The organism is Anatilimnocola aquadivae (genome assembly GCF_049819085.1).
Classification (GTDB): Bacteria; Planctomycetota; Planctomycetia; order Pirellulales; family Pirellulaceae; genus Anatilimnocola.
In genome coordinates, this window is the sequence record NZ_CP187419.1 from 3,028,530 (window position 1) to 3,054,336 (window position 25,807).

At 55.0% G+C, this 25,807-nt stretch carries 8 protein-coding genes; 2 read left to right on the plus strand and 6 right to left on the minus strand.

Annotation, left to right across the window (positions count from 1 at the left end):
- Positions 1-226: 226 nt before the first annotated feature.
- The 3 genes from NA78x_RS12345 to NA78x_RS12355 all read right to left on the minus strand — a co-directional run bounded on the left by NA78x_RS12345 (position 227) and on the right by NA78x_RS12355 (position 5,150).
- The gene (locus NA78x_RS12345; RefSeq protein WP_425618757.1) at positions 227-2,134 is read right to left on the minus strand and encodes a UvrD-helicase domain-containing protein; all 1,908 of its coding nucleotides are present in this window, start codon (positions 2,132-2,134) and stop codon (positions 227-229) included.
- Between the two features lie 6 nt (positions 2,135-2,140).
- Positions 2,141-4,294 (minus strand): ATP-dependent nuclease, encoded by a 2,154-nt coding sequence (locus NA78x_RS12350; RefSeq protein ID WP_425618758.1) that lies wholly within the window; start codon positions 4,292-4,294, stop codon positions 2,141-2,143.
- Between the two features lie 583 nt (positions 4,295-4,877).
- Positions 4,878-5,150: a hypothetical protein gene (locus NA78x_RS12355; RefSeq protein WP_425618759.1), complete on the minus strand. Its 273-nt coding sequence runs from the start codon at positions 5,148-5,150 to the stop codon at positions 4,878-4,880.
- An 822-nt stretch (positions 5,151-5,972) separates the two neighbouring features.
- Here NA78x_RS12355 and NA78x_RS12360 point away from each other — a divergent pair.
- Entirely contained in the window at positions 5,973-6,383 is a 411-nt protein-coding gene (locus tag NA78x_RS12360; RefSeq protein ID WP_425618760.1) for a transposase domain-containing protein, read from the plus strand.
- 4 nt (positions 6,384-6,387) lie between these two features.
- On the opposite strand, the gene NA78x_RS12365 is transcribed toward NA78x_RS12360, so the two are convergent.
- Complete coding sequence (locus NA78x_RS12365; protein ID WP_425619445.1) at positions 6,388-6,765, minus strand: SseB family protein; 378 nt, start codon at positions 6,763-6,765, stop codon at positions 6,388-6,390.
- 81 nt (positions 6,766-6,846) lie between these two features.
- On the minus strand, positions 6,847-20,286 hold the full coding sequence (locus tag NA78x_RS12370) for an RHS repeat-associated core domain-containing protein (RefSeq protein WP_425618761.1): 13,440 nt from the start codon (positions 20,284-20,286) through the stop codon (positions 6,847-6,849).
- A 559-nt stretch (positions 20,287-20,845) separates the two neighbouring features.
- On the opposite strand from NA78x_RS12370, the gene NA78x_RS12375 reads away from it, so the two are divergent.
- Positions 20,846-21,664, plus strand: a complete 819-nt coding sequence (locus NA78x_RS12375) for a hypothetical protein (RefSeq protein ID WP_425618762.1) — start codon at positions 20,846-20,848, stop codon at positions 21,662-21,664.
- Between the two features lie 484 nt (positions 21,665-22,148).
- Here the strand turns inward: NA78x_RS12375 and NA78x_RS12380 are convergent, their stop codons facing one another.
- On the minus strand, positions 22,149-25,076 hold the full coding sequence (locus NA78x_RS12380) for a dockerin type I domain-containing protein (RefSeq protein ID WP_425618763.1): 2,928 nt from the start codon (positions 25,074-25,076) through the stop codon (positions 22,149-22,151).
- Positions 25,077-25,807 lie beyond the last annotated feature (731 nt).

Consider the following 25,807-nt stretch of genomic DNA (forward strand, 5'->3'; position numbering starts at 1 on the left):
CTTTGTGGCATCATTTCCTGAACTTTCAGCGCCGTGAACAGCCCGAGGAGTCTACGGCAAAAACGACTTCTAAGGCGATCCTCACAATGCCAGTGCGATTGCCATTATCGTCATGGGCACTTCGCCACAATAGCGCACATGACGCAGATCATTGTCGTTGCTTGGCTCCCGACATTCAGGAATAGATTCTGTTTCTGCCTCGTATCCCGTGGGAACGGGAGCGTCATTATTCGGCGGTAGATATCTGCTCTGCCCTGACGCCCGCCTGTTCGAGGAGCGCATACAACTCCCCGATGGCCGCTCGCGATTGTTTCTCTGGCGTTCCACCCTCAGTACGGGGACGGTATTCCGAAAACGTGAATACCACTGTTTTGATTGCGCGGGAGAAGGCGACAAAGAAACCGCATTTCTCCTCATCGGGCGACTTGCGAAAGTTCCAGAGCGAGGAGTCTTCCAGCCCGACGAAAACCACCGTGTGATACTCCAGGCCTTTGCTCTTATGAACCGTCATGATCGGAATCGAATTAGCGCCCTCTAGATCATTGAGCGCTTCCAGCCATGACAGCGGCTTCAAGATTCTCATGGAAAGTTGTTGAGCAACTTGATCCAACAGTCCGGCCAGAAATGTTCCTTGTCGGTACTGCGGGAATGCCTGTTTGACAGCTTTTTCACCAAACAACTCAAGGATCTGCTTGAGCACCTTTGTTACGCTCTCGATATTCCCGTCGGTCACTTGAACCAGGTCGCCGACCAAACGCCGGGCCGCCGCCAACTTCCGCTCTACACTCTCTGCGGTGCGACTTCCCGCTTCGATCCCCCACAATTCCAAACACGTCTCCGTCACTTCCGTCCAAGCTTCCGGACTACGCGCTGAGATGGACAGCCGCAAAAACTGAAGCACAAGGTTGATGCCAGGCTCTGCCAGCAGATCTTGCAGGTCCCTCTCGACTCGAGCTGCGATGCCACGACCGCCGAGTTCTTCAATCAGTAGTTTTGAATAGCGGTCGTTCCAAGTCCGCATCAAGATGCACACGTCAGCAGGCGCAATTCCCTCGGCCTGGATGACACCAGCCAGATATTCAGCCAAGTGGCGTGCTTCGGTTCGATGGTCGGGATACAGAAAGACCCGACACTCGCCGCCTCCGTCCTTTGCTTGGCGATGGGCTTGTGGGAGCACAGCGCCCGGTTCCAGGGCAGCAATCAGATAGTGCTGAATTCGGACCAGGTCGGGAGCCGAGCGGTAGTTCATGGCAAGCTGGTGATGCTTCGCCGAGAAATCCTGTTGGAAATGTTTGAACACGCCATCGAGTGCGCCAGCCCAGAGCATGATCCGCTGCTTGGGATCGCCCACGGCGGTCATGCTGCTCGCCGATCCCTTGAATGCTGTTAACGTCAGGTCGTACTGAATCCCGGTCGTATCCTGGAACTCATCCAGGAATACAAACTGATACGTCGCGCGAAGCGCTCGTAATACTTTGGGATTATTGCGGAGCATCAACTCAGCCAATCGACCCATCATGGTGAAGTTCAATCGCGAGGCAGTTCTGCTAAATAGAAGAACCCTCCACACCTCCGCAGCGAGACGTTCATGGTCTGATCCTGCGTTTGTCAATTCTACGAGCGTTCGGCCCACGACTTGGCGATCAAAAAAAGCCTCTTCCGCTTCACTGCGGATGAGCGCCTCCACCAGGGAGGACGCCGCAGGGGCCGCCATCTTAAGCACCTGACGCACCTTCACGGCACGGTCGAGATCAAGCTCAATGCCGTAGTCCTCTGTTGGACGATAGGTGGCGGGAAGACCGGCCAGAAACCGGTCGACCAAACTTTTCGCAAAGGAATCGTAGGTCATCGAGTCGAACCGTCGCGCCGTTTCGTGACCGCAACGTTTCCGCACTCGGCGGCGAAGATTACTGGCTGCATCGCGTTTGAAACTGATCGCCAGAATGCGTTTTGGCGCCGGGCACAACCCTGTCTGAAACAGAAAGCACGCACGCTGGGCCAGAAGTTCGGTTTTTCCTGCGCCGGGTCCGGCGACGATAATCCCCGATGACAAGTCGCGGACCGCTGCATCCGCCGCCGGCTCTAAACCGTCGATCTCGATGGGGATCCAATTCTCGGGAGCAATTAATCGCATCGCAGACTACGCCTGGCCCGCGAGCTTCTCGCGGACTCGTTTCATCAGCCGTTGCAACAGAGCCGGGCATTTTTGCAGGAGTGCGGCGGCACCGATCGCATTCAGCCCGAGAATGTGGGTCGTCGGTTTCCCCTGGCCCAAAAACAGATACGCATACCAAATGAAGAGCTTCTTCTCAGCTTCAGAATACGTGCCGCCGCCTGAGTTATTTCCCTTCAACGTCGCTGTGAGCGCGTTTTGCAGTTTCTCGGCATACTTAGGCGTTCCCTCCGTGGGAATCTGTGGGCCTCGTTTGCCGGTTGCTTGGTACTCGGCAGGAAACGTCGTCAGCATTAGAAAATCCAGGTCCAGAGGACTGCAGAAGAAAACGGAGTGTGCCTCCAGCATCGTAAGCCAGCCATCCAGCGAGCTCGAAGGCATCACATTCCAAGTGTGCATTTTTTCCACTTCCTCCGTCGTGAGCACTTGTTCCGTCGTCCCATCCCCAACCGTGTAGAGTTGCTCGCGCGCCACGCCGTTACTGACCAGTTCCGCGCAGGCATATTTGATTCTTCCCCAGGCGCCGCCATCACGTTCGCGATCCAAATCGAGCAATGTTACATGCGGAATCGCCAGATCATTCAAAAGTTTCCACATGTGGTTCACGTAGCGACCTCCGAGCGGCACGATTGCCATTGCGTGAGCATCGGCGCCCAGGCCCATCGCTTCCGCCAAGCGGTGCAGAACCAGTTGCTCGCTGTCGCCTTCGCCGAGGACCGCGAGCCGAGCAAAGTACAATTCGGGATAGGCACGGACGGCTTCCTTCACGTACTTGAAAGCCTCGCCCTCGCCACTAGGCAGCTGTATTTTCTTGACGGTTGTGGTGCGCAAGGTTTCTTCCAAGCGCAGATGGCGCACGTGTGCTGGATCCACTCTTCCCAGAATGGCCGGCGAGTGACTCGTCAGGATGACTTGGGCGGCCGAGTCTGCGGTGACTTCGTCGAGCAATTGCACTATCCGGCCCAGATAATGCGAGGCCAGATGATTTTCTGGCTCTTCCACCGCAAACAAGGTCAGCGTCGGCGCGGCAATCGCCTCCTCCGAAAAGGTCTTCGCCTGACCGTCTTTGGCTTCAGCAGCTTCTCTACTCGCCGTTTGCTCCACGCGGAAACTCGCGGTCAGTAACGAAAAGTAGAACAACGATCGCAGCCCATCGCTCAGCTGCTCAGGTTCCAGCGACGATGCGCCCTTGGAATCGCTGAAGCGAACCTCTACGTGTCGCAGCAAATCCTCGATACGGCTCTCCAGCGGGTGGAGCTGAACGGCGGCCAATTCCGGAAACTGCTGCAGAGTCTTCCACGTCTGACCGACCTCGTCTTCGATGAGTTTGACGGCCGCCTCGCTACGGAACGTCTGCGTCACCGAATCGGACGCAGCCGTAATCGCTTGCTGGGCTTTTTCTGACCAGTTCGTCCCTAACAGCAGCCGGCTAAGAATCGTTCCTGATGCCTGCTTCAACTGCCTCACCGGATCGCGAATCGCAGGAACGTAATGCACATGAATGCGGGATCGCTCGTGCGGCCGGACCGATTTGCGATCGTCCGCGGTGGGTTCACCCGCCGTGGTGATCCAAGACAAGGACTCTTCAATTTCACCCTCTGCCAGGCTGGTTTTGTGCCATTTGGCATCCAGCCGCAAACGGCAAATCGGTGTCTCGCCGGCCACCGCCACCAGCATTTGATTGAAACACTCCGGGACAGCCGCTCCTTCCGGTTGTGCCCCTTCCAATTCCGGGAACTCAAGCACGGTTTCGACGCTCAACGACAGCTCATTGAAATCTTCGTGTTGCTTATTGGCTGGAACGTGAAAGTCCCATTTCCGCAATTGGCGACTCGCGGAGGTCACACCGAACATGCGGCACATGGCCTCCAGGGCCGCTGACTTTCCACACCCATTGGCACCAATTAGTGTGGTCAAACGGTCGAGCTCAATCACCGTGGGTGACGAAAAGCACTGGAACCCCTCTAAAGTGACTGACCTAATTCTCATGGGTGCGTCCGACAAGCAGATCCGACGGCTCTCAAAACCATTGAGCAACGCTCTAGGGCACGATTGTAGACGCTTTCGTCTCCTGGTTCTCCTGTATGTTGGCGCCATTATTTCGCCGGAGATCGCGATCACTTCATCGATTCAAAACACGTTGACGAAGAACTCGAGGGCAGAGTTTTCCGTTAAGCCCCGAATGTCAACTGATAAGCAGACCGGCAATTCTTGCGCACAATAGGGCCGGTTGCGATCGGGGGGCGACCCGAACCGGGTTGCTAAGAAGGAGGGGGCACGACGGCAGAGAGCGAGAGACTTCGGCGACACCGTGACCCTACTCGGTTATGGCGATCTCTGCGAAACAACCGAGAGCGTGCGTCTTCGAAGGCGCTAGTCGCAAGTTCTTTTGCGAGAGGCGGATAGAACGGGACTTCCGACAAACGAGGTTTTACTGACGAGAGCTAACTGGCGGGTCAGTTTCGTTTCGTTGATAAAAGGATAGCACCCCGCAGCGAACCCTCTTCGAACTAGTTCTCTGTTTTTGACGCTGCTAGTTACTTTAAGGTGGGAGGAGACTTCAGGCGCTTCAGATATCCGAGGCCGTCGGGACAGGTCCGATGCTGCCTACTGCGACAGTCGGTTATGCCGCTCGTCTCGCCTTCTCCGCCCGCAGGATCATGCTGAACAACTCCGGTACCTGCCACTCTCAGAAGCTAAGCGATTATTGTGATCCATTCCTCTGCAATTCGGCCTCCACGATCGTGTGCAGATTCCGTCCAGCTACTCCACGAATTCGCGTGGCGATGTCAGCAATTTGCCGAACGGCAGGTTCGAGTTCCCGCAGAAGTCGTTCGGCGAGTTCTTCACCTTCTTTGATCAACGCAGTAACGGCCGGCATCTTTGCCCATGTGTCGAACTCTTGTGTGCCGTCAATGATGTCTTGGTCTTCAGGGGCGGCAACACCCCAGGCCGCTTTGCTCGTGATGTCGGCCAATTCACCATCTGGTACGTCGAGCCAAGCTCATAATTGCAACCGAGAAAGACGCGCTCGGCGACATAGCCGGCAGCGAACTGGCAAGACCTTCTGGCGGCACTTAACGCGATTGGCAGCGTGCCATTGAAGTTCGCCGACAACTTCAGCAATTCGGCTTGCGTGGTCACACCGTCGCGCAGCAGGGAACCCTGAACTTCCGGGCAATCTGGCGCCATCGGCTTGGAATCGCCGACGAAGACCTGGCCATCGTTCCACCTCGCACCCAGCGGGCATCGGCCATGCCGGAATGATCCTAGGAATTCTCCCAGCCTCCATTGTCGGAGCGGCGGTAGAAGGTGTTGGCGAGAAGGAATTCAGTTGTGATTTTGCCCATGCTTCAAGCGTGTGCCCACGATTCGTGAAAAGCAACTGGCGGGGCCTTTTCGTGCGATGGTAGAATGGGACGCATGACAAAACCGTGGGAAGATCAAGGCTGTGCAGTTTGTCGACCTGCAGTACTTCGTGGCATGCAATCGCCACTTGTCTTGGTAGGCGATGATGACGAAATGACTCAGTGGGCGAGACTTTGGCGTTGCCAAGAATGCCAAGCGTATTGGGTGGAAGGGCAGCGACACGCTTATGAGGTGTCCAGGGAAGACGCAATGATTCGATTTCCTTCCGCGTTCAAGATATGAAGCCGTGGTTTAGCACCAATACCGTTCAATTAGTCACACGTCGCGTCCTCCTGGTAACTTGGGCGTAGTGAAGCACTAAGTATTTAAGGAGGATCGCGAAATGTGAGCGCAGCGATGTTCGACGTTAGAGCCCGGTGAGAGCGGGCGCGTGTTGGATCGACTAGCGGCGTTGGAAAAGTTGCTTTTACCGGACGTGGTTCGCAGCGTGTTGCAAGCGACGGACAAGATAAACGAGCGGTCGCGCCCGCTCACTCACGAAGTCATGTTGCAGGTCGTCCTGGCCATGGGAGTCTTCACCGACTTCCCCATCTGCCGAGTGTTTCGGCAAGCGCGGCGCTGCCAAAGGGCTCCCGTGAGATCGAGCCTGTGCTTGGCTCGCATGGTCGCTGACGTGCCGCATGGACATTGGCGAACGACGACCTTCGTCGTTCGCGCTGCGAGCCACAGAACCGACCGCGCCGTTCGTGGTCGATGGCCCGATCAACGCTTCTGTCTGCCTGGCTCCAAGCCGACGCCTACTTCTCAATGCCTCGCAACCTTTTACTCAAAGTGCATATAACGTTTCAAAGGAAATCTCGCTTTATATCGGCAACACCTTGCGGAGGCACTTCAAGCCCAAAATCACATTTTGGATTAATGACCATACCAAATCCTGTCGGAAATTGTAGAAATAAACTACGTCCATTCATCGTTAGGCAATAAGAGAAGTCTTGTGCAAAACCCTGAATCCGCAGCTTATCAGTAAACACAGCTAAGTAAGATCCGTCCTCCTTTTCAAACAGCAGCGGTCGAAAACCGCCACCGTCCGAACCAATCACAGTGCTACTCAATAAGTGAATATCCGATTCTAATAGCACCGCCAGAAACTCGGCGACCGAAAGCGAACCAAGACTTGCCTTTATCAAAGCATCCTCTAGGCCGTTTTGTGAAGCGAACTCCATAATCAACTCTCAATTCCTGCTCAATCTGAGCTAGAGTGCAGTCGGCCGCTCCCTGTCGTTCGCCTGCATTTGCACTAACGTTCAAAATCGTCGTTGCGGTATCCACTCTCCATTAGCCCCCAGCTTAAATAGTACAGAACCAGAAGGAACTGGCCCCGCAGGCGTTACGAACTCTTTGGTCGAATTTAGCATATAACCGCCATTTTCACCAGGCAGCCTCACGGCCGTATTGCCTCCCTCAAGGAAGTGTGGCCACCCTCCGGCGTCAGCGGCTGTTGGCTGTCGCACTTTCAGGTCGTTAGTCGGGAACGAGATGCCATAAACATCCCTGTCCTTAAGATATGCGTTAGTTACTGAAGGAGCATAACCGGATTGCTGAGCAGCGTCAGCTGCATTGCGAACACTTCCCATATCTTCAACTGGCGAGAAAAATATTTGCTGTCCCTCTTTGCCAAGCCTAGCGTCGTTACCTGAGTAATACTTAACTTGTTCCTCCCCGAAAAATCGCACACCATAGTCTTTCGGTTTTGCAGGCGGATCTCCAACCTTGCTCAAAGTGGCTGAAGTATCCGTTACATTGTCAGCTGCATTCCGAAGTGTACTGGCAGCGTTTGTAGGGGAGTGATTCGTCAGTTTCTGAAGAATGGGCGGACAAGGGATCGCTTTTAAAGGTGCCGCTAGCTTAGGAGGCTTTTTCGCCGCACGACTCGCACCCCGCAGCCGTCCCGCCATTAGCGGCATTGGAGCAAAACTCATGAAAAGTGATTTTGCTCTATCTGCCCTCTCATCCCCAGTCAGCTTTCGCTGATTGGGGTCGTAACCATCCCTCCCGGTAAGCAACTCGACAGCATCAATGAGTGAATCAAAGCCCCCGATCGTAGCAAGACCTTTTTGCGCCAACTGGGCCGTCTCGACACCATCATTATACGAAGCTTGCATTCGAGCGGCGTCAAATCGTGTTCCGCTTACATCATTGCGATCATTTCCAAGGTCCCGTAGTATGTCTCCTCGCCTCTCGATTAGGCCATTCGAGTCGACGAACGACGTTGGAGTATTGCCTACATACCTAGCGGTATTTGCATCACCCGCAGCAAATCCAATTGGGTCGTCACTTATCCATCTTCCAGCTACCGGATCATACCAGCGGTTCAGATTGTTCTGCAGTCCCGTAGCATCATCGAATGGTCGCGCTGTATATCCCAGTAAGGACGAGATGCCCGTACTGGAAGCTAGATTTCCAAATGAATCGTACATCCGATGCCCCGTGGTAACGGTGCCGGTAAGCCCAGAATCGTAAGCCACAAAGTCTTGCGGTGTTCCCAGGTGGTCGCTGAGTGCGAAGTTGGGCGTCTCACCATGGGTAATATCTGCGATCAGTTCGTCAACGTTCCGCCCCCAGCTATAAATGTGAGAGAGGTCATCGCCTTCATCCCCCGCAAATTCCAATGTCGGCTGACTGCCCTCATAAGCAAAGAATGAGTCAACCGCAGCGGCACCTCCAGGACCATCACCGTCGACTTCACGAAGGATCCACCGATTGAAGGCATCATAGCTGTTCTCGACAGCGCTCAGCACAACGCCGAGATCGTCCATTTCGGTTACGGCAATCAGGCGATTGCGGTGATCCCACGCATATTCTGTCACATACCCGGTTGAAATGTCCGTGCGAGTCAGACGATTGCCCTCGTCATCGTAGGTGTAGTCGTACGTGCCGTCACTTATTAGCTGGTTGTTATCGCCTGTGGAATGGCCCAACAATGTGCGGTTGCCGTTCGAATCGTAAGTGTAGGCCTCGTCTGTCACACTTGTGTGGTCAGCACCGGTCAGCTGGTCAGTATCGTCGTAATCGTACTCGCTGAGTCCATCTATGAACGAATCCACCGACAGAATCCGACCGGCTGCGTCGTAGGTGTAACCGTAGCCCGCCCAAGTCGTGGCCCCCGAACCATGCTGAATTGAAGTCAACCTGTTAGTTTCATCGTACGAGTAAGATGTAGCGACGACTGCGATAGGAGTAATACTATCACCGACAAACCGCTCGATATCGGTATACTTACTCAACCGATTGTAGCCAAACTCCACACGGTGCCAGAACGTGGCCTCTTCGTCACTGCTTCGAGTCAGCCGACTCAGTCGGTTCAGGTCGTCATAGACAAAATCGGTAGTAATTTCCTCGGTCGTTCCGAAGTTCCATCGGCTTTGCGTGCGGTTGCTTGCATCGTCGTATTCGTAATCGAAGGTCAGGGTATCGGCAAAACCATCAAACGTCTGCACTTCTTGCGCGATGCGCCCCAGAACATCGTAGCTGTAGCTGTTGACGGCGGATGGATCATTCGCTTCCGTGAGTTGATCCGCGGCGTCGAATTCAAAGCCAATGGTTCGAATTAACGTCAGCCCGTCGTACCACTCCTCGGTCGTGTTGCGATCGAGGTCATCGTAAGCGTAGTTAATGACGCGTCCATTGCGATCGGTACGCTCGGTAAGATTGCCGACGGCGTCATACTTGAAGAAGCGGCTTTTGTTAAGCTGATTTGTCTCTTGCGCCACCCTGCCGAGTCCGTCGTAATCCCAAGTCGTTGTATTCTCTTCGGGATCGGTGAGGGAAAGAAGCTGACTTGCGACGTCGAATGTGAAACTTGTCACACCTGCGAGTGGGTCTGTGATCGAAGTGCGTCTATAGAGGTTGTCGTAGCCATAGGTTGTCACTTTGCCGATAGGATTCGTTACAGTCTTCAGATTGCCGGCGGCGTCGTACGTGTACTGAGTATCTGGTGCAATGAGGAGCCCAACGCCATCTGGGTCAGGCTGCTTTTCTGAAATGAGACGCCCCAAATCATCATAGAGATAGCTTGTGACTCGCTCGTTCGGATCAGTCGAGGTCTTCAGTTGGTTCGCGCTATCGTATGAGTACTCCCACACTGGGGCTGCTAATGGTTCGCCGATACTGGGCGCTGGTTGTGTAACTTTTATCTGGCGATGCAGGTTATCAAACGTAAATGTCGTGGTGTGCTCACGAGGGTCCGTCTCTGTGACGAGATTAAGCGAATCATCGTAGCCATACACAAACTCAGGCGCATTCAGTCGCCCGGGTGCGGTGTCTTCGTGGAACAGTTTCTTCGAGACAAGGCGATCAAGTCCGTCGTATGCAAACGCGGTTGCCCGCTCGAGCGGATCCACAGCTTTGGTTAGGCGGCTCGCTGCATCAAACTCGAACGTATACGTCGGTCGCGGCAGAATGCCGTCGGGAGATGGGAGTTCCACCTTAATCTGACGGTACAGCTTGTCGTATTCGTAGTCGGTTTCGCGGTTAAGTGCGTCGGTAGTTTTGATCAGATTTCCCGAGATGTCGTACGCGAAGAGCTCGATCGGTGAAGCTAGTGGACCTATTCCGTCCGGGTCGGGTAAGGTGACCTTAGTTCTCCGGCCGAGCTTGTCGTAGTCGTATAGGGTCGTGCGTTCAAGCGGATCGGTGGCCGAGAGCAGCTGTCCCCCGGCGTCGTAGGACCAAGTCGTTACGGGAGACAAAAGCGCGCCGACTCCGTCCGGATCCGGCTGCTTGAGTTCGATCAAGTTATCGAGTGCGTCGTACTTGTATTCGGTGATGTTGTTCAGCGGGTCAATTTCGCTGATCCGACGCCCCACAGCATCGTAACTGTAACCGTATTCCGGCGAGGTAAGTGGTCCTGCGGCGTCGGGATCGGGAAGTGTGATCTGCGTCAATCTTCCGAGAAGGTCATACCCGTATTCGGTCACTCGCTGGAGCGGATCCTCGACAAACCGCAGCTGACTTCCTAAGTCGTAGGTGTACTCGGTTACGGGCGTATCGAGCGGACCTGCGTCATCCGGGTCAGGAAGCGTCGTCTTCGTGAGTCGATTTAGTTCGTCGTACGTATACAAAGTTATTGCACTGCTTGGATCAGCATTGCTGGGTTCCGTCACCGAAGTAAGGTTTCCGTTGGCATCATAGGAATACTTAGTTACAGGTGCTTTCAGGCCGCCGACACCATCCGGATCCGGCTGTGTCTCACTGATGAGCCGATTGAGCTCATCGTAGCTGTACGTTGTTTCGTGACCGAGCGGGTCTATCACCTTCGTCAAATTACCTAAAGAGTCATAGGTGTACGTTGTAGCCGGCCCCGCACCGGCGAGCCCTGTGACGGGATGAGGAGGTTTGATCGTTACCGTATTGCCGTAGTCGGCGTACTCATACAGAGTTTCATTACCCAAAGCGTCCTTCGTCGACAGAATCCAACCTGTTGCGCCGTACTCGGTTTCAAATTTCGGGCCAGGCGTCACGCCATCGGGCGATGGCTCTAGCTGCTTCGTGACCCTACCCAAGGCATCAAACTGCGACGAGGATTTTCTCCCCAGGGGATCGGTCAACGACTCGAGGCGCCCCGCAGCATCGTAGCCCAGCTTTGTCGCTGTTTTGTTGCCGTCGCTATCATGGTCTGGCGCCAATAGCGACTCAAGTTGACCCTTGTCGTTGTAAATGCTCTCGAAGAGCCGTCCCAGCGGGTCGACCGATTTGATTTGCCGGTCAACACCGTCGTATTCGTAGGTATAAACGGGAGAGGTAAGTGGATTGCCGATTCCAGGACCATCCGGATCGGGAAGCGTGGCGGACATGAGGCGGTCGAGCGCATCGTACTCATAATGGGTAGTGCGACCGAGGGCGTCGGTGAAGGTCTCCACGAGATCGCTAGGCGTGTAAGTGTAGTGTTCAGAGGTTTCCACCGATGTGCCGACTGCGCGAGTAATCGACTCCACTAAGCCTCTGCTCGTGTACTTGAACTCCGTGATGATACCGCGAGGATCGGTAACCTTTTCAATCAAACCTGCGGGAGGCTGACTCGGAAGTAATGGTTCCTCAGTGTAAAGATACGAGGTAACGACGTCGTCGGTTTCCAGCGAGGTAAGATCGTTCTCACCAACAATCTGCCTCGTTTCGAGAACCTCGCCAGTATCAGAATCTATCTGATAGTTAGTGATACTACTGCGTTCATCCGTGAACTTGGTGGGAACGTTCCACTTAAGATCGTATTCCCAAGAACGCCACGAGCTGTCTGGATTGGTCTGCTTCTCAAGGTTTCCATTTGCGGAATATTTGTACGTAGTAGTCAGAGCAGTCTGCGGCCCAGCACCGTCAGGGTCTGGTTCGATCATCTCCGTGAGAAAGCCATTTTGGTCGCGATTGAAAATGGAAGTATTGCCCAAAGCGTCGGTCAGCTTAGAGACGTAGCCAATCCCGTCGAACTCCGTCTGCCTCTCTTCCGACGCTTTGTCCGAAAACGTTCCATTGACAGCAGAGCTCTCGATCAGAGAAGCCGGCTCCGCAAGGCTCCCGAGTAAGTTACCCGGGACAACAGATCCCTTTCTCGATGCTGCGGACAACTCTTCGAACGAGCCATCGGGATAGGTTGTTTTCGAAAGCGTCCGATCTTCGTAGTAGTCGTAAGACGTCACCTCTCCCACAGGATTGGTCATCGAGGTCATTAGGCTGGTCGTCGGATCATATTCATAGGTCGTGACTGGAGATGTTAGCACTCCGACGCCATCCGGATCCGGACTAATTACCGACGTGAGTAGTCGATCTGTATACAGATACGCTGTAACTCGGCCAGCAAAGTCCTTCGTTGAACTCAGCAGGCCATCAAAATAGGAGTAGGTAGTTAGCCTACCGTAAGGATCGGTCCGCTTCCAAAGTTCATTTTCGGCATGGTCTCCGTCGGCGTCAGTGTAATCGTAGACTGTCTCTCGTCCACGTGTATCGAAGCGTGATACAATGTATCCCAATGAGTTGAAGACACTACTCGCGTTATCTTTTTGGGTAAGCGTGTATTGGCCGGATGGAGAATCGTAGGTGATTACCGAGAAACCAATTTCTCCGGCTTCCGCGATGTAAGTACCGTTCGTCTGCTTTCCAAACCAATGTGTACGGTTATCCGGAAGGATCAACAGCAGGCCATTTTCTTGCTGAACGATACGATCAACATCGACAGGGAACCAGCGATTTCCGAATTCGCTGTCGATGCGGTTGACGATGTCTTGATAGCCATCAAAGGTGCGAACGACGTCTGGAAGACTCGGATAGTCCTCGGTGACTGTCATAGTCCAGCGATAACGCGACGCCTCTAATGTCGACGCGTCAACGACAAACGAGATGCGCATTGGTTCGTCGGGAACAATCGACGCTGGATCGTAATAAACGGTGTCAATTACGAGATCCGCAAGCGTCAAATTCACCTTAATCAAGCTAGAAGATAGTGCGCTCGCGGCAAAGATTACGTTCTGTGCGATAATGGGGTGTGGATTGTCCTTGCTGTTATAACCTCTGCCGCCGGCCGTATTTGCTCCGGTGCCCTCTGGGGCAGGTGGGCAGTCGGGGCAAGGATCGCTGTCATAAAGAGCCCGCTCGCCCGTTCCAGAACCCGATTTGTCTAACCACTCATAGCCGCCACCATCGTCTTGGTACTCGTTATTTCCGCTTCCACCGTCGTTTGCATCGATGCCACCACCGCCAGCTTGGCTATCGTCGCCATCACCGCCGTTCAGGTAGTCATTGCCTGCGCCGCCAGAGAGACTGTCGTTTCCATCACTGCCAGCCAGCGCGTCGTTTCCGGCTTCCCCCGCGAGGTTGTCATCTCCGTTCCCGCCGTCCAGTGAGTCATCACCGTCTTCGCCTTGAACGGTGTCGTTGCCCTCGCCTCCCTGAAGAACATCGTTGCCGGCATCTCCATGTATTTCATCTGCGTCATCGCCGCCCGATAAAAAGTCATTGCCGCCGTTTCCGAGGAGCAAATCAAAGCCAGCATCTCCATACCCGAGGTCATTCCCGGCGCCTCCTTCAAGGGTGTCGTGTCCGAGGCCACCATGGATGGCGTCATTTCCGTTTCCGCCGTTTAATGCATCATTGTCGCCGTCTCCGTACAGCGCATCGTTCCCCTCTCCGCCGGCAACTATGTCACCTCCATCTCCTCCCGATAGTGTGTCATCGCCACTCTCGCCGACCAAATCATCATCGCCGGTGTCACCGAACAGTTGATCGTTGTCATTGCCCCCATAAAGTGTGTCGTCCCCCTCGCTTCCGTGGATCGTGTCGTCGCCGCTGCCACCAAGGATCGTGTCGCTACCAAGCCCACCAGTTAGTGTGTCGGCACCTGTTCCGCCCTCGATGAAATCAAACTCACTACCGCCATTAATCGTGTCATTGCCACCTTCGCCATTAAGTATGTCATCGCCCTGCTCGCCGTAAATGAAATCGTCACCGCCCCCGCCAGCCATGACGTCGTTTCCGCCGCCGCCATAAATCTCGTCCTCCCCATCACTGCCGTTGATCAAGTCAACAGCAAATGAGCCATGGATAAGATCATTGCCGCCAGCACCGTCGATCAAGGTGCTAAAGGTTCCGAAATCACTCTCGTCCAGCCCACCGAGTTCAAAGACGTCGTTATCCTCTGTCCCAAGTACTGTTAATTGCGTGATCGCCGATGTAGCAACAATTGGCGTTCCATTAACCGCAATATACGGAATACCGCCCACGTCCACAGTGGTGAAAGTCAGATGTGCGCCAAGTGCTTCCGCTGTTACGATTAACTCGTCGCCGTCAATTGCGACTGTGTACTGCTCAAGGTATTTTATCGTAATGTCATTGCCGCTACCGCCAATGTAAGAGATCTGGAACTTGCCGATCGAAGATAGAAATACAGTCCCTTCTGGAAGCCCATCAAATGTTCCGGAGACACTTCCCCCGGCCGTGGAGTTATTCACGATTGTAAACACATCGTTGTAGCTGGGCAGGTATCCGCTTGGAGTCGAAATCGAAAGCGAGACATTCGTTCCGATCGTAGTGCTGCCTGCACTATTGTTGGTAACCGTCAATTGATCATGATGGCTTGTCCCAGTTCCGGGCGTCGTTCCGTCCAATTCAACAGAGTAGGTCGAATCGTTCGCAAAAGCGATACGGGCCGTTGACAGTATGCCGACACCGCTGCCCGGTGCGAGAGTCCCGGAAACTGACACCACGCCTAGAATGCTTCCGTTGCCACCAAGTGTTGCCCCGGAAGCAATGCTGACATCGATCGCAGCGACGCCGTTTGCCAGGGAACCATCGACTAGCAAGGTGCCGCCACTTACCGTCGTAGTACCGCCATAGGTATTCGCTCCCGCAAGTACCGCAACTCCCGAAGTGGATTTAGTTAGCGCCGTGCTGGCTCCTGCAAGGACTGCACCCACGAAACCTTCCTCTAACGCCACCGAAGTTGCTGTGAGGATACCATTTAATAGGGAGCCACCGTTCTTTACAGTCACCAATCCTGAGGTACGAGTGAGTGAACCCAAATCGGCGATGGCAGAACCTCCGTCTACTACCAACGCGGCGCCGACTCCACCGAAACGTCCAGTTCCAGATAAGAGCAGTGTCCCCTCCAGCACGAATGTTCCGCCATTGTGATTGTTCGCACTCGTCAGATAGACAGTCCCTGCCCCCGTTTTGGTAAGAGTGTTCGACGGGCCGAAGAGAGTCGCACTGAGCGTTCCGCTTTCAGCGATAAAAGTGCTCGCCTGAATCACTCCATCGCTGATAATACCAGCCTTTAGATTGACAGAGCCTAGTACGATGGACTCGGCGTTTAAATCAACCTCTGCGGATCCACCGTCGACGGTAAGAGTGCTACTAGCGGTGCCAAGGGCAGCATGGTGCCCGATCGTGAGCAGTCCTGCGTTGACATAGGTGCTCTGATGTGAATTAGCGGCTAGTACTTCAATGTCGCAATCGGGTGTATTTTGAACGAGCGCTGTAACATTACTTCCGAGGGTGCCTTGCACTCGCGTCAGCCCATGTGTGCTGTTGTTCGTGATGGATCCATGATGATTAATTGTACCTGCTAGCTCAATTCTTGTACCGGCACTGTTGATGTAGAGGTTGCCAGTCCCCGAGATGTCGGTAATGGTGTAGGAAGAGATGCCGCTATTAATCGCAGTTATTGTTAGGTCGTGTGAGTCAAGTGTGACCCCACCGTTCAGCGTTGTTGTTCCGACGTAGGGTTTGAACAGTGTTGCTGTTCCAGTGTTTCCACCGGCGACGATAACTGGGTTCGCTATGGAATCGACCTGGATCAATGTGACATCTGCGGTGCCAGTGGTGTCACCCAAGGTGATGGCCGCTGTACCGAACGCATTTGCGCTCGTGGCACTTGTTGCCGTGCCCGCCTTCACCCACAACCCACCGGCGAAGGCTACATTTGCCCCCGACAAGGTCAACGTGGAAGTCGGACTGTTCTGAATCACCTTCGTGACGTTGGCCCCAATCACGCCGGCCAACGTGGCATCACCAGTGCCGCTACCGGAGTTGGTGATGGTCCCGATGTTGTTGGTGGCGCCGTTGACCAGGATTCCGCCTCCCGTCATCGTTCCATTGTTCTGCAGCGCGAGATTGCCGGTACCCGCGACTGCCGTCACTTTTAACTGCGCAGAACTGTTGTTAACGAGAGTCGTCCCACCACTGTTGACCGTCAGCGTGCCGGTGAAGTTCATCGCCGAGGTCGCACTGTTCTGCACCAGCGAGGTGACGTTTGTGCCAATCGCAGCGCTGCTGGAAACGGTGAAGGCGCCTGTTCCCGCGTTGATTAGGCCACCTGCTGGACTGAAAGCACCCAGCACAATAGCGCCACCGTTCGCCTTCGTTGTTGCGGTGCCCGTACCGCTGACGGCGCCGACGGTGAACGTCCCATTCGTCGCCAAGATAGTGACATCGTGCGAATTGAGCGTAATTGCTCCGCTAAAGCCGCCAGCCAGGCTTGTAGCAATGGTAGCCAATCCCGTGTTACCGGAGGACACTGAAATTGGGTTCGAATGAGTAGCGGCGACACCTTGCAACACTGTGGCGTTCGCACTCCCAGTGGTGTTACCAAGGGTGATTGCCCCAGTTCCGAACGCCGAGGCACTGCCGCTGGTGACTGTACCTGCTTTGATTTGCACTCCCGTCGTGAAGGTATTGGCACCGGAGAGTGTGAGCCCTGATGTAACGCTGTTTTGGATTACCCCCGTAACATTTGTACCAACTGCCCCCGCGAGCGTCGAACTTGAAACGCCGGTCCCGGAGTTGGTAATCGTGCCGACGTTGTTGGTCGCTCCGTTCACCAGGATTCCACCACTGAAACCATTGTTCTGCAGAATGAGATTCCCAGTACCCGTCACTGCAGTCACGGTCATTTGAGCGGTACTATTTTTTGCGAGTGTGGTACCGCCGCTATTCACCGTCAGCGTGCCAGTGAAATTCATCGCCGAGGTCGCACTGTTCTGCACTAGCGAGGTGACATTGGTGCCGATGCCCGCGCTATTTAGCAGCGATCCTGAACCGGTTCCTTCATTTATCAGGTTGCCGTTGTGATTGACCGCGGTGGCCAAGGTGATGTTGCCGCCGTTTGCTTTGCCAGTCACATTTCCAGTGCCGCTGATTGTGTTCACCGACAGAGCGCCAACGCCCATGGTCGCTAGGACGACATCGTGCGAGTTGAGTGTGATCGCTCCCGTGAAGGTGCCGGTGCCACTTGCCAGATTCGAAGCGATAGTGGCAACGCCGGTGTTGCCGGACGACACCGAGATCGGATTCGTATGGGTGCCGAGGAAGCCTTGCCTTACGGTAGCGCTCGCGCTGCCCGTGGTATCGCCAAGCGTGATGGCGGCCGTACCGAACGCACTGGCACTCGTAGCACTGGCGGCAATACCCGCCTTGACCCATAAACCGCTGGCGAAGGTCGTGTTGGCACCCGACAAGGTCAACGTGGAAGTCGGACTGTTCTGAATCACCTTCGTGACGTTGGCCCCAATCACGCCGGCTAGAGTGGCATCACCAGTGCCGCTGCCGGAGTTCGTTATGGTCCCGATATTGTTGGTGGCGCCGTTGACCAGGATCCCGCCTCCCGTCATCGTTCCATTGTTCTGCAGAGTGAGATTACCGGTACCCGTGACGGCCGTAACCTTCAACTGCGCAGCACTGTTGTTGACGAGAGTCGTACCGCCGCTATTCACCGTCAGCGTGCCGGTGAAATTCATCGCCGAGCTTGCACTATTCTGCACTAACGAGGTGACGTTGCTGCCGATTCCAGCGCTATTCAACAATGATCCTGAGCCTGTACCGGCGTTAATCAATGAGCCAGTATGGTTGACTGAAGTCGCGAGCGTGATGTTGCCGCCGTTTGCTTTGCCAGTCACATTTCCAGTGCCGCTGATCGTATTTACCGACAGAGCGCCAACGCCCATGGTCGCTAGGACGACATCGTGCGAGTTGAGTGTGATCGCTCCCGTGAAGGTGCCGGTGCCACTTGCCAGATTCGAAGCGATAGTGGCAACGCCGGTGTTGCCGGACGACACCGAAATCGGATTCGTATGGGTGCCGAGGAAGCCTTGCAGCACCGTGGCGTTCGCACTACCCGTGGTATCGCCAAGCGTGATGGCGGCCGTACCGAACGCACTGGCACTCGTAGCACTGGCGGCGATACCCGCCTTGACCCATAAACCGCTGGCGAAGGTCGTGTTGGCACCCGACAAGGTCAAAGTGGAAGTCGGGCTGTTCTGAATCACCTTCGTGACGTTGGCCCCAATCACGCCGGCTAGAGTGGCATCACCAGTGCCGCTGCCGGAGTTGGTGATGGTCCCGATGTTGTTGGTGGCGCCGTTGACCAGGATTCCACCTCCCGTCATCGTTCCATTGTTCTGCAGAGTAAGATTGCCGGTACCCGCGACTGCCGTCACTTTTAACTGCGCCGCACTGTTGTTGGCGAGAGTCGTCCCGCCGCTATTCACCGTCAGCGTGCCAGTGAAATTCATCGCCGAGGTCGCACTGTTCTGCACTAGCGAGGTGACATTGGTGCCGATGCCCGCGCTATTTAGCAGCGATCCTGAACCGGTTCCTTCATTTATCAAGTTGCCGTTGTGATTGACCGCGGTGGCCAAGGTGATGTTGCCGCCGTTTGCTTTGCCAGTCACATTTCCAGTGCCGCTGATTGTGTTCACCGACAGAGCGCCGACGCCTAAGGTCGCTAGGACGACATCGTGCGAGTTGAGTGTGATCGCTCCCGTGAAGGTGCCGGTGCCACTTGCCAGATTCGAAGCGATAGTGGCAACGCCGGTGTTGCCGGACGACACCGAGATCGGATTCGTATGGGTGCCGAGGAAGCCTTGCCTTACGGTAGCGCTCGCGCTGCCCGTGGTATCGCCAAGCGTGATGGCGGCCGTACCGAACGCACTGGCACTCGTAGCACTGGCGGCAATACCCGCCTTGACCCATAAACCGCTGGCGAAGGTCGTGTTGGCACCCGACAAGGTCAACGTGGAAGTCGGGCTGTTCTGAATCACCTTCGTGACGTTGGCCCCAATCACGCCGGCCAACGTGGCATCACCAGTGCCGCTGCCGGAGTTGGTTACGGTCCCGATATTGTTGGTGGCGCCGTTGACCAGGATCCCGCCTCCCGTCATCGTTCCATTGTTCTGCAGAGTGAGATTACCGGTACCCGTGACGGCCGTCACTTTCAACTGCGCAGCACTGTTGTTGACGAGAGTCGTTCCACCGCTGTTGACCGTCAGTGTGCCGGTGAAGTTCGTCGCTGAAGTCGCACTGTTTTGAACGAGCGAAGTGACATTAGTGCCAATCGCAGCGCTACTAGAAACAGTGAATGCGCCTGTTCCTGCGTTGATCAGGCTACCCGCCGGATTGAAAGCACCCAGCGCGATAGCGCCACCATTCGCCTTCGTTGTTGCGGTGCCCGTACCGCTGACGGCGCCGACGGTGAACGTCCCGTTCGTCGCCAAGATAGTGACATCGTGCGAATTGAGCGTAATTGCTCCGCTAAAACCACCTGCCTGGCTGGACGCGACCGTCGCCAAGCCCGTGTTACCGGAGGACACTGAAATTGGATTTGTGTGCGTCCCGGCAAAGCCTTGCATCACCGTGGCATTCGCACTGCCCGTCGTATCACCCAGAGTAATCGTGCCCGAGCCAAAGGCCGCAGCACTACCACTGGTCACCGTGCCTGCTTTGACCTGAACTCCTGCTGCAAACGTGTTCGAGCCAGAGAGTGTGAAACCTGCCGAACCAGTTTTGACTAAAGAACCTACCCCGCTAATGTTTCCGCTCAGCAATAAGGAGTCGGCACTGACGTTAAGTTCGCTGCTTGAAGCCAACGACAAGGGTATTGCGAGCGACTGCGTCCCTGCCAGAACAGAAATATCGACCCCACCGTTCAAAACCACTTGATTGCCTGAGATGCTGAAGCTGCCAGCACCGGAATCAAAAGAGATACTGTCAAACGAAGTGCCATTCGGGAAATTATTGACATTTGTCGTGCGCACGTTTCCGGTGAAAACAAGGTTGTCGCCAGCAGATGGAGCGATGTCACCGACCCAGTTTGCGGCAGTTAACCAATTGCCATTCGCCCCTCCCCCGTCCCAGGTAAGTGTTGCGAGGAGATCCCGACTATCAAGGACTTCGAACAATACTCGCCGCTCGACCGCACGACGCACTATCCTACCTCGCCGACTCTTTTTTATTGAATGTAGCTTTTTGCCCGAGAATCCTGACGACATATGAAGCTCCTGCGCAAGCTGAGGCAATTAAGCCAAAAAAGGCCGAGTGAGAGGCCGAAGCCAAAGCATTAAATGCTTCGACAAAGTTGAAAATGCACCGTCGTGTTGCGCTCGCTCAGATAAACCGCTGAAAGCTCGAAATATGGACTGACGAGCCGAGAGCGCAATTCCTTCGTGAAGGTGCTTTTCTACTGAATGCCGATTCCATTCAGAGCAATGATTCAAGCTGATATCTGCGTCGAGGCGAAAATTTAACAGCTCCCATTCGCAAATGCAAACACATCAGCCGGAATTGTTTAAAGGCCGCTCTTAAGGAGCGATAAGTCACACCGACCGACCTTGCCAATCTCGTCTCAGACGGCTTCTCCTGGAGACATACCAGGCTACCATATCCACGTTTGAGATCGAGAAAGCGGCCTCGAACCAGTTAAGATTCAACGTAGCTTTAATGAACTTGGACAGATCCTGTCACCGCAAACGCCGCGGGAGTGAAGTCGTGCTCGACATCTTAGTGCTATTTCGTAAATCCAAACATGAAGATGAAGAACTACGATTCGCACTCCGCAGTGCAGAACGATTTGTTGAAGATTTGGGCAAGGTCTGGATCTTCGGTGATCGACCCGAATGGCTTTCAGATGACCGCCGGATCACAGAGCATGTCGAACACGAATACCTGGCAAGACCATTTCGCCTTCGATTGCCGGTCCGAAATCATTTTCTCTTGACATTCCTCGGCTCTCTAATTCCGGATCTATCGTCTGAATTCATTTGGATGGCTGACGACAACATCCTCTTAGAGCCGGTGAGTCGCGATTTTCTGGCTCGACCTCGAGCGTTCGAAGATCTTTCCAAAGTAACAGCGCGGGGACGAGGGCTATGGAAAGACTCACTCTGGCGCACCTACGATACACTTCTGCGGCTGAAGTACCCTGCACTGAACTACGAATCCCATGTTCCGCATCTCTTTACACGCAAACAGGTCTGGGAAACGTATTGCGAGTTCGAAGACTTTGTGACGGAGGATCGGCATTTTGGAATGGTGGTGCTCAGTGCGATTTTCAACTATCGAATGAAGCACTTTCCGTTCGAGCCAACCTGGCTTTTGAGCGAAGGGAAGTTTGTCGGATTGTACAGGACTGGAATTGTGGGATATTCTCTGCCCGGCTTAACTGGCCCAACAGCACTTTTCGAGCACTTGCGGCAAATGACCGTAGGTAAAGCGTTCCTCAATTTTGACGACGAGTCGTTTACGCCCGCAGTGCGACACTTCCTGAGCGAGCAATTCCCGGACAAATGTCGCTATGAAAGACATTGACACTACTTGCGCATGCTCCTCACCCGCACATCCCGCGAACTTTTTTGCAGTTACAGCCGAAGACAGTGTCGAATTCTACAAAGTTGCGGATATTCGATATCGTCCACGTCTTATTCAGATTCGTTATTCGGCGTAGTGGGGTGGGTTATTATAAAGCTGTTTACGAACCGCCGCATAGAAAGCTAACTTGCCAAACCGATCGTCTTCGAACGCGCCGCGACTCTGCAGGTCAGGGCCGCTGAAGCTTTCGGCCCGCAATCACTTCGTGAAATGCGTTAAAAAGCACCTTGCTTATCTGACATTCCAGCTTGGCAAGGCTGGCACCGCAGTTTTCTCACAACTGGCCACACCTTTGCACACGAGAATCGCCCGTTAGCACGGGAGAGGACCACCCGTGCTCCCAAAAGTCGTCGGTCGGCCAAGCTTTCTGCCCAGCCGGAACTGACCTACCTGGCTTCACACTTTAACAGCGAGCGTCGTGAGATCAGTTGGCAGATCCATGAATCGTGATGTACGCCTCACCGATCGCTGTGGCCCCAGACGGATCTTGCACGGTGTAATTGAACCCATCGTAGAAAGTCACGCCCGCACCCAGCCCTTGAATCAAAGCCACACCCGAGGCGTCGTACACGAACGAGCCGTCCGCGTAAATCGTTACGGTGGCTCCATACATGGAGGAGACGACGGCTGCGATCGCCGTGAGCGTCTGGCCGACGTCGTCGATGTCATTCACGAGCAGGCCCGAGCCGGCGCTAACCGAGAGGGTCTGAGTCGGATTCGTCGTGTTGTCCTCATCAAAGTGGTAGGTGGTCGGGAAGGTTCCCGGATCGGCATACGCTTCCGGTGCATCATTGATGACCGTATCGCTGCCGTCGCTGTTGACCGTGTCTCGCCCCAAGCCGCCCCGCATGGTGTCGGCTCCCGAGCCGCCAGTGAGCGTATCGGTGCCAGCTTCACCATAGAGCGTGTCGTTGCCGTTTTCGCCCGAGATAGTGTCGTTGCCGGTGCCGCCATAGAGGGTGTCGTTGCCATCGCCACCTCCCAGCGTGTCATTTCCGGCACCGCCTGTGATTGTATCGTTCCCGCCGCCACCGACGAGGGCATCGTCCGCCGCGCCGCCGGTCAGAATATCGTTGCCAGTGCCGCCGTCGGCCCGCACGGGGATCGCGACATCGCTATTGGCAATAATGCTGTCGTTTCCACCAGAGGTGAACACCCGCACGAAATTGCCGGAGGTGGGTATCGTCACCGCATAGCCCGAATCGGCGAGGAAGCCGTCCAGCGCCGCAAGGTCGGATGAGTTGAACACGCTATCGTTGTTCACATCCAGGTGATTGCGGGGCGGGGGATCTGAATTCAGAAGGTTGATCACGATCTGCGCATCGTGGTGCGTAATGAAGGAGTCACCGTCGACATCCCAGTAGGGCGGGGTGCCGCCGCCGGTAAACAAGCTGTGCTCCCCATTCAGATTAAGTTCGTTGATAATGTTGGTCGCATCGAAAGCCGAGAGGATTCCGTCGTCGTTCACGTCCCAGTATTCCGCGGGGTTCGGATTCTTCCACGGCCGCGATCCCGAATATGTGAGGTTATAAGCCAGGATCTCCCGGTCAATCTTTGTGACCTTGCCGTCGCCACTCACGTCTACATACGGCGCCGCCACCGGCAGCGGGCCGTCCGCATAGATGCGAACGGTACTGTTCGTGCCATCCTTCACGATCTCAACGTAGTCCGCCGCGGCCTGTTCACCCAGCACATAGAGGATGGTGGAACCGCTGACCGTGGAACGGAAAATGCCGTGCGAGAATTCGATCTGGTTGTTGGCCGGTGTCATGTCGCCCGTCGTGTTGTCGGCGTCGACAATTGCCAGCAGCCTGAACTCGCTGAAGATGTTCAGGTTGGCCGGCACGTTCACGGTTGCCGTCTGGGTCACCCCTAGCGGCACACTGCTCGAGACATTCGCGGTTCCCAACAGGGTGATCGGAGTGACGCCATCGGATGTGGAGTAGACCTTGACCGTGAAATTGGCGCCGGGGCCATTTTCCGTCACGTTGTAGTCGACTTTCCAGTTCGTGCCGTCCGCATAAAATCGCTCGATTTCGACTTCCGGCGCCCAATCGTTGATCGTCATCGTGGCCGATTGCTTCGCACCATTCACCGCGTAAATCAGCGGCCAGCTATCGATGCCCACAGTGATTGTCTCGCCACCGTCAAAGATGCTGTCGCTTGTCGGGTTGTAGTCGATATCGAGAGTTGTCTGACCGGACGCGAAATCGAGCGACAAATAGTGTGTGGCAGCGACAGTGCTGTGCTTCAGCGTGGGCGAACTGCTCCCATCGGCATCTGTAAGCCCTGCGGAACTGGACGCCGTAACCTTAAGGGTATAGGCCCGCGCGTCCGTCGTGCCGGTCCGCGTGATGCGGAATTTCCCGGCCGTCGCCGGCGTGCCGCTGGGATTCTGCGGATCGGCTTCGGTCGCGTCGTAGATCTTCTCAATGCCAAACGTCGGCAGGGTGGCCCCCGTTCCCGAAATGGCCATCGCGACCGTCGCTTCTTCCGCGATCGGTGTGACGGTATAGGCGGTCAAACCCGCTGTGGCATCGTAAGGAAGGATGTTGAAGTTGCTGAATTCAACTGCCTCGTTGGTAGCATCGATATAGCCCATGTAATTCAGGGAAATGCTGGAGACACCTGCCCCAAACTGCAAGACGCCCGTGTTCGTCGTGTAGTTAAAACTATAAGCAGTAGCCGTGTCCGCGTAGAAATCCGTGAGATTCACCGCGGAACCGGTGATGCTGAACTTGAAGCGTGCCGCTGCCGCAGTGCTGCCTTGCCGCGTGAAGTAGATTTTGCCGGTATTCGTGTTGCTCTCCGACACGGTCGCGATCTGCGTTTTGTAGACGTCCGGATCGCCGGAATTCGCGGCATCGATGCGCGGATACCGCGTATCGTAGGCCGGCGAAAGGCTCGTCGTGGCGTAGGCTGAGATAACCGGCCGATCACCGTCGAGTAGGTTAATCGTGGCCGATCGCTTCGCATTGTCGACCGTGTAATTGCCCGGGCTGTCATTAATGCTCAGCTGCAACGTTTCGTCAAATTCGACGCTCGCATCATCGGTGGATGTGAAGACGATGTCACTGTAGTTCGAGCCGTTCACGAACGGCACCACCACGCTGCGGGCATTTGACGTACTGCCTCCCGCAGTAAACGTGATTGACGGACTCGCCGAGCCATCGCCGGACGTGAAATTCGCTCCCTGGATCACTTGGATGCTGAGGGTCTGGTTCACGGTTCCGCTCGTCGTGTCGCGGTACACGCGAAACACGCCGTTTACGGCCGGATGGTTGGTCGAATCGTGGTTCCACACCTCCGAGGCATCGATGATCTTCTCAATCCCGTAGGTCGTGAGCGCCAAGCGCGGCTCCAGCTGCTCCAAAAGCACTCTTCGTCGATCGCGCTGCTGATGCTCAATAGCTTTCGCGCGCTTGGATGGTTTCATCTTCCGCGATTTTGAACCAGAGAACCAAAGAGACATTTGCCTACCCCCTAAAAAAGTGCGCATTGCCACCTACTGCTCACGATCGGGCCTTGTACCACGCGTAACAAGGAAAGAGTGCAGCGTTTACTATGAAAACGCTATGGGTCTGGTGCGGTCGGCGAGAAGAACGTCAATCCTTAACAATCGGCCTTTGAGAATACGCATGTCCGCCTCCTTACCGCGCCCAAATTGTTGCAGGGGCGAATTTATCGCGTGCAATTGGGATTGCAATACCCAAATTTGTTATTCAGGCAGTAAAGGCACGAATTGCTCTGGTGTGTGACATACATTGTCACCGAAGCCTTGCCAATACTTAATAGACGCACGCGCTATCTGTCATGCAGCGAATGATATTTGCCCTGCCGGGGACAGGCTGCGAATCAAGACGATCATCGCGCCGAGGCCTGCTCCAACGCCACTGTTCGGCCTCGACCTTTTCCTGCTTGGTGAGCTCACTTGTTCTCCGATTCGAAGGCTCCCGGGGAGAAATGCGAGATTCTCGATCGAGCACGCGGACTTCGGCATCTTTCGGTTCGTTGCCAACACCAACCAACTCGTAGCCCCGAGACAAGACTCTAGAAACGCAACAACGCCCGCTGAATGTTTCC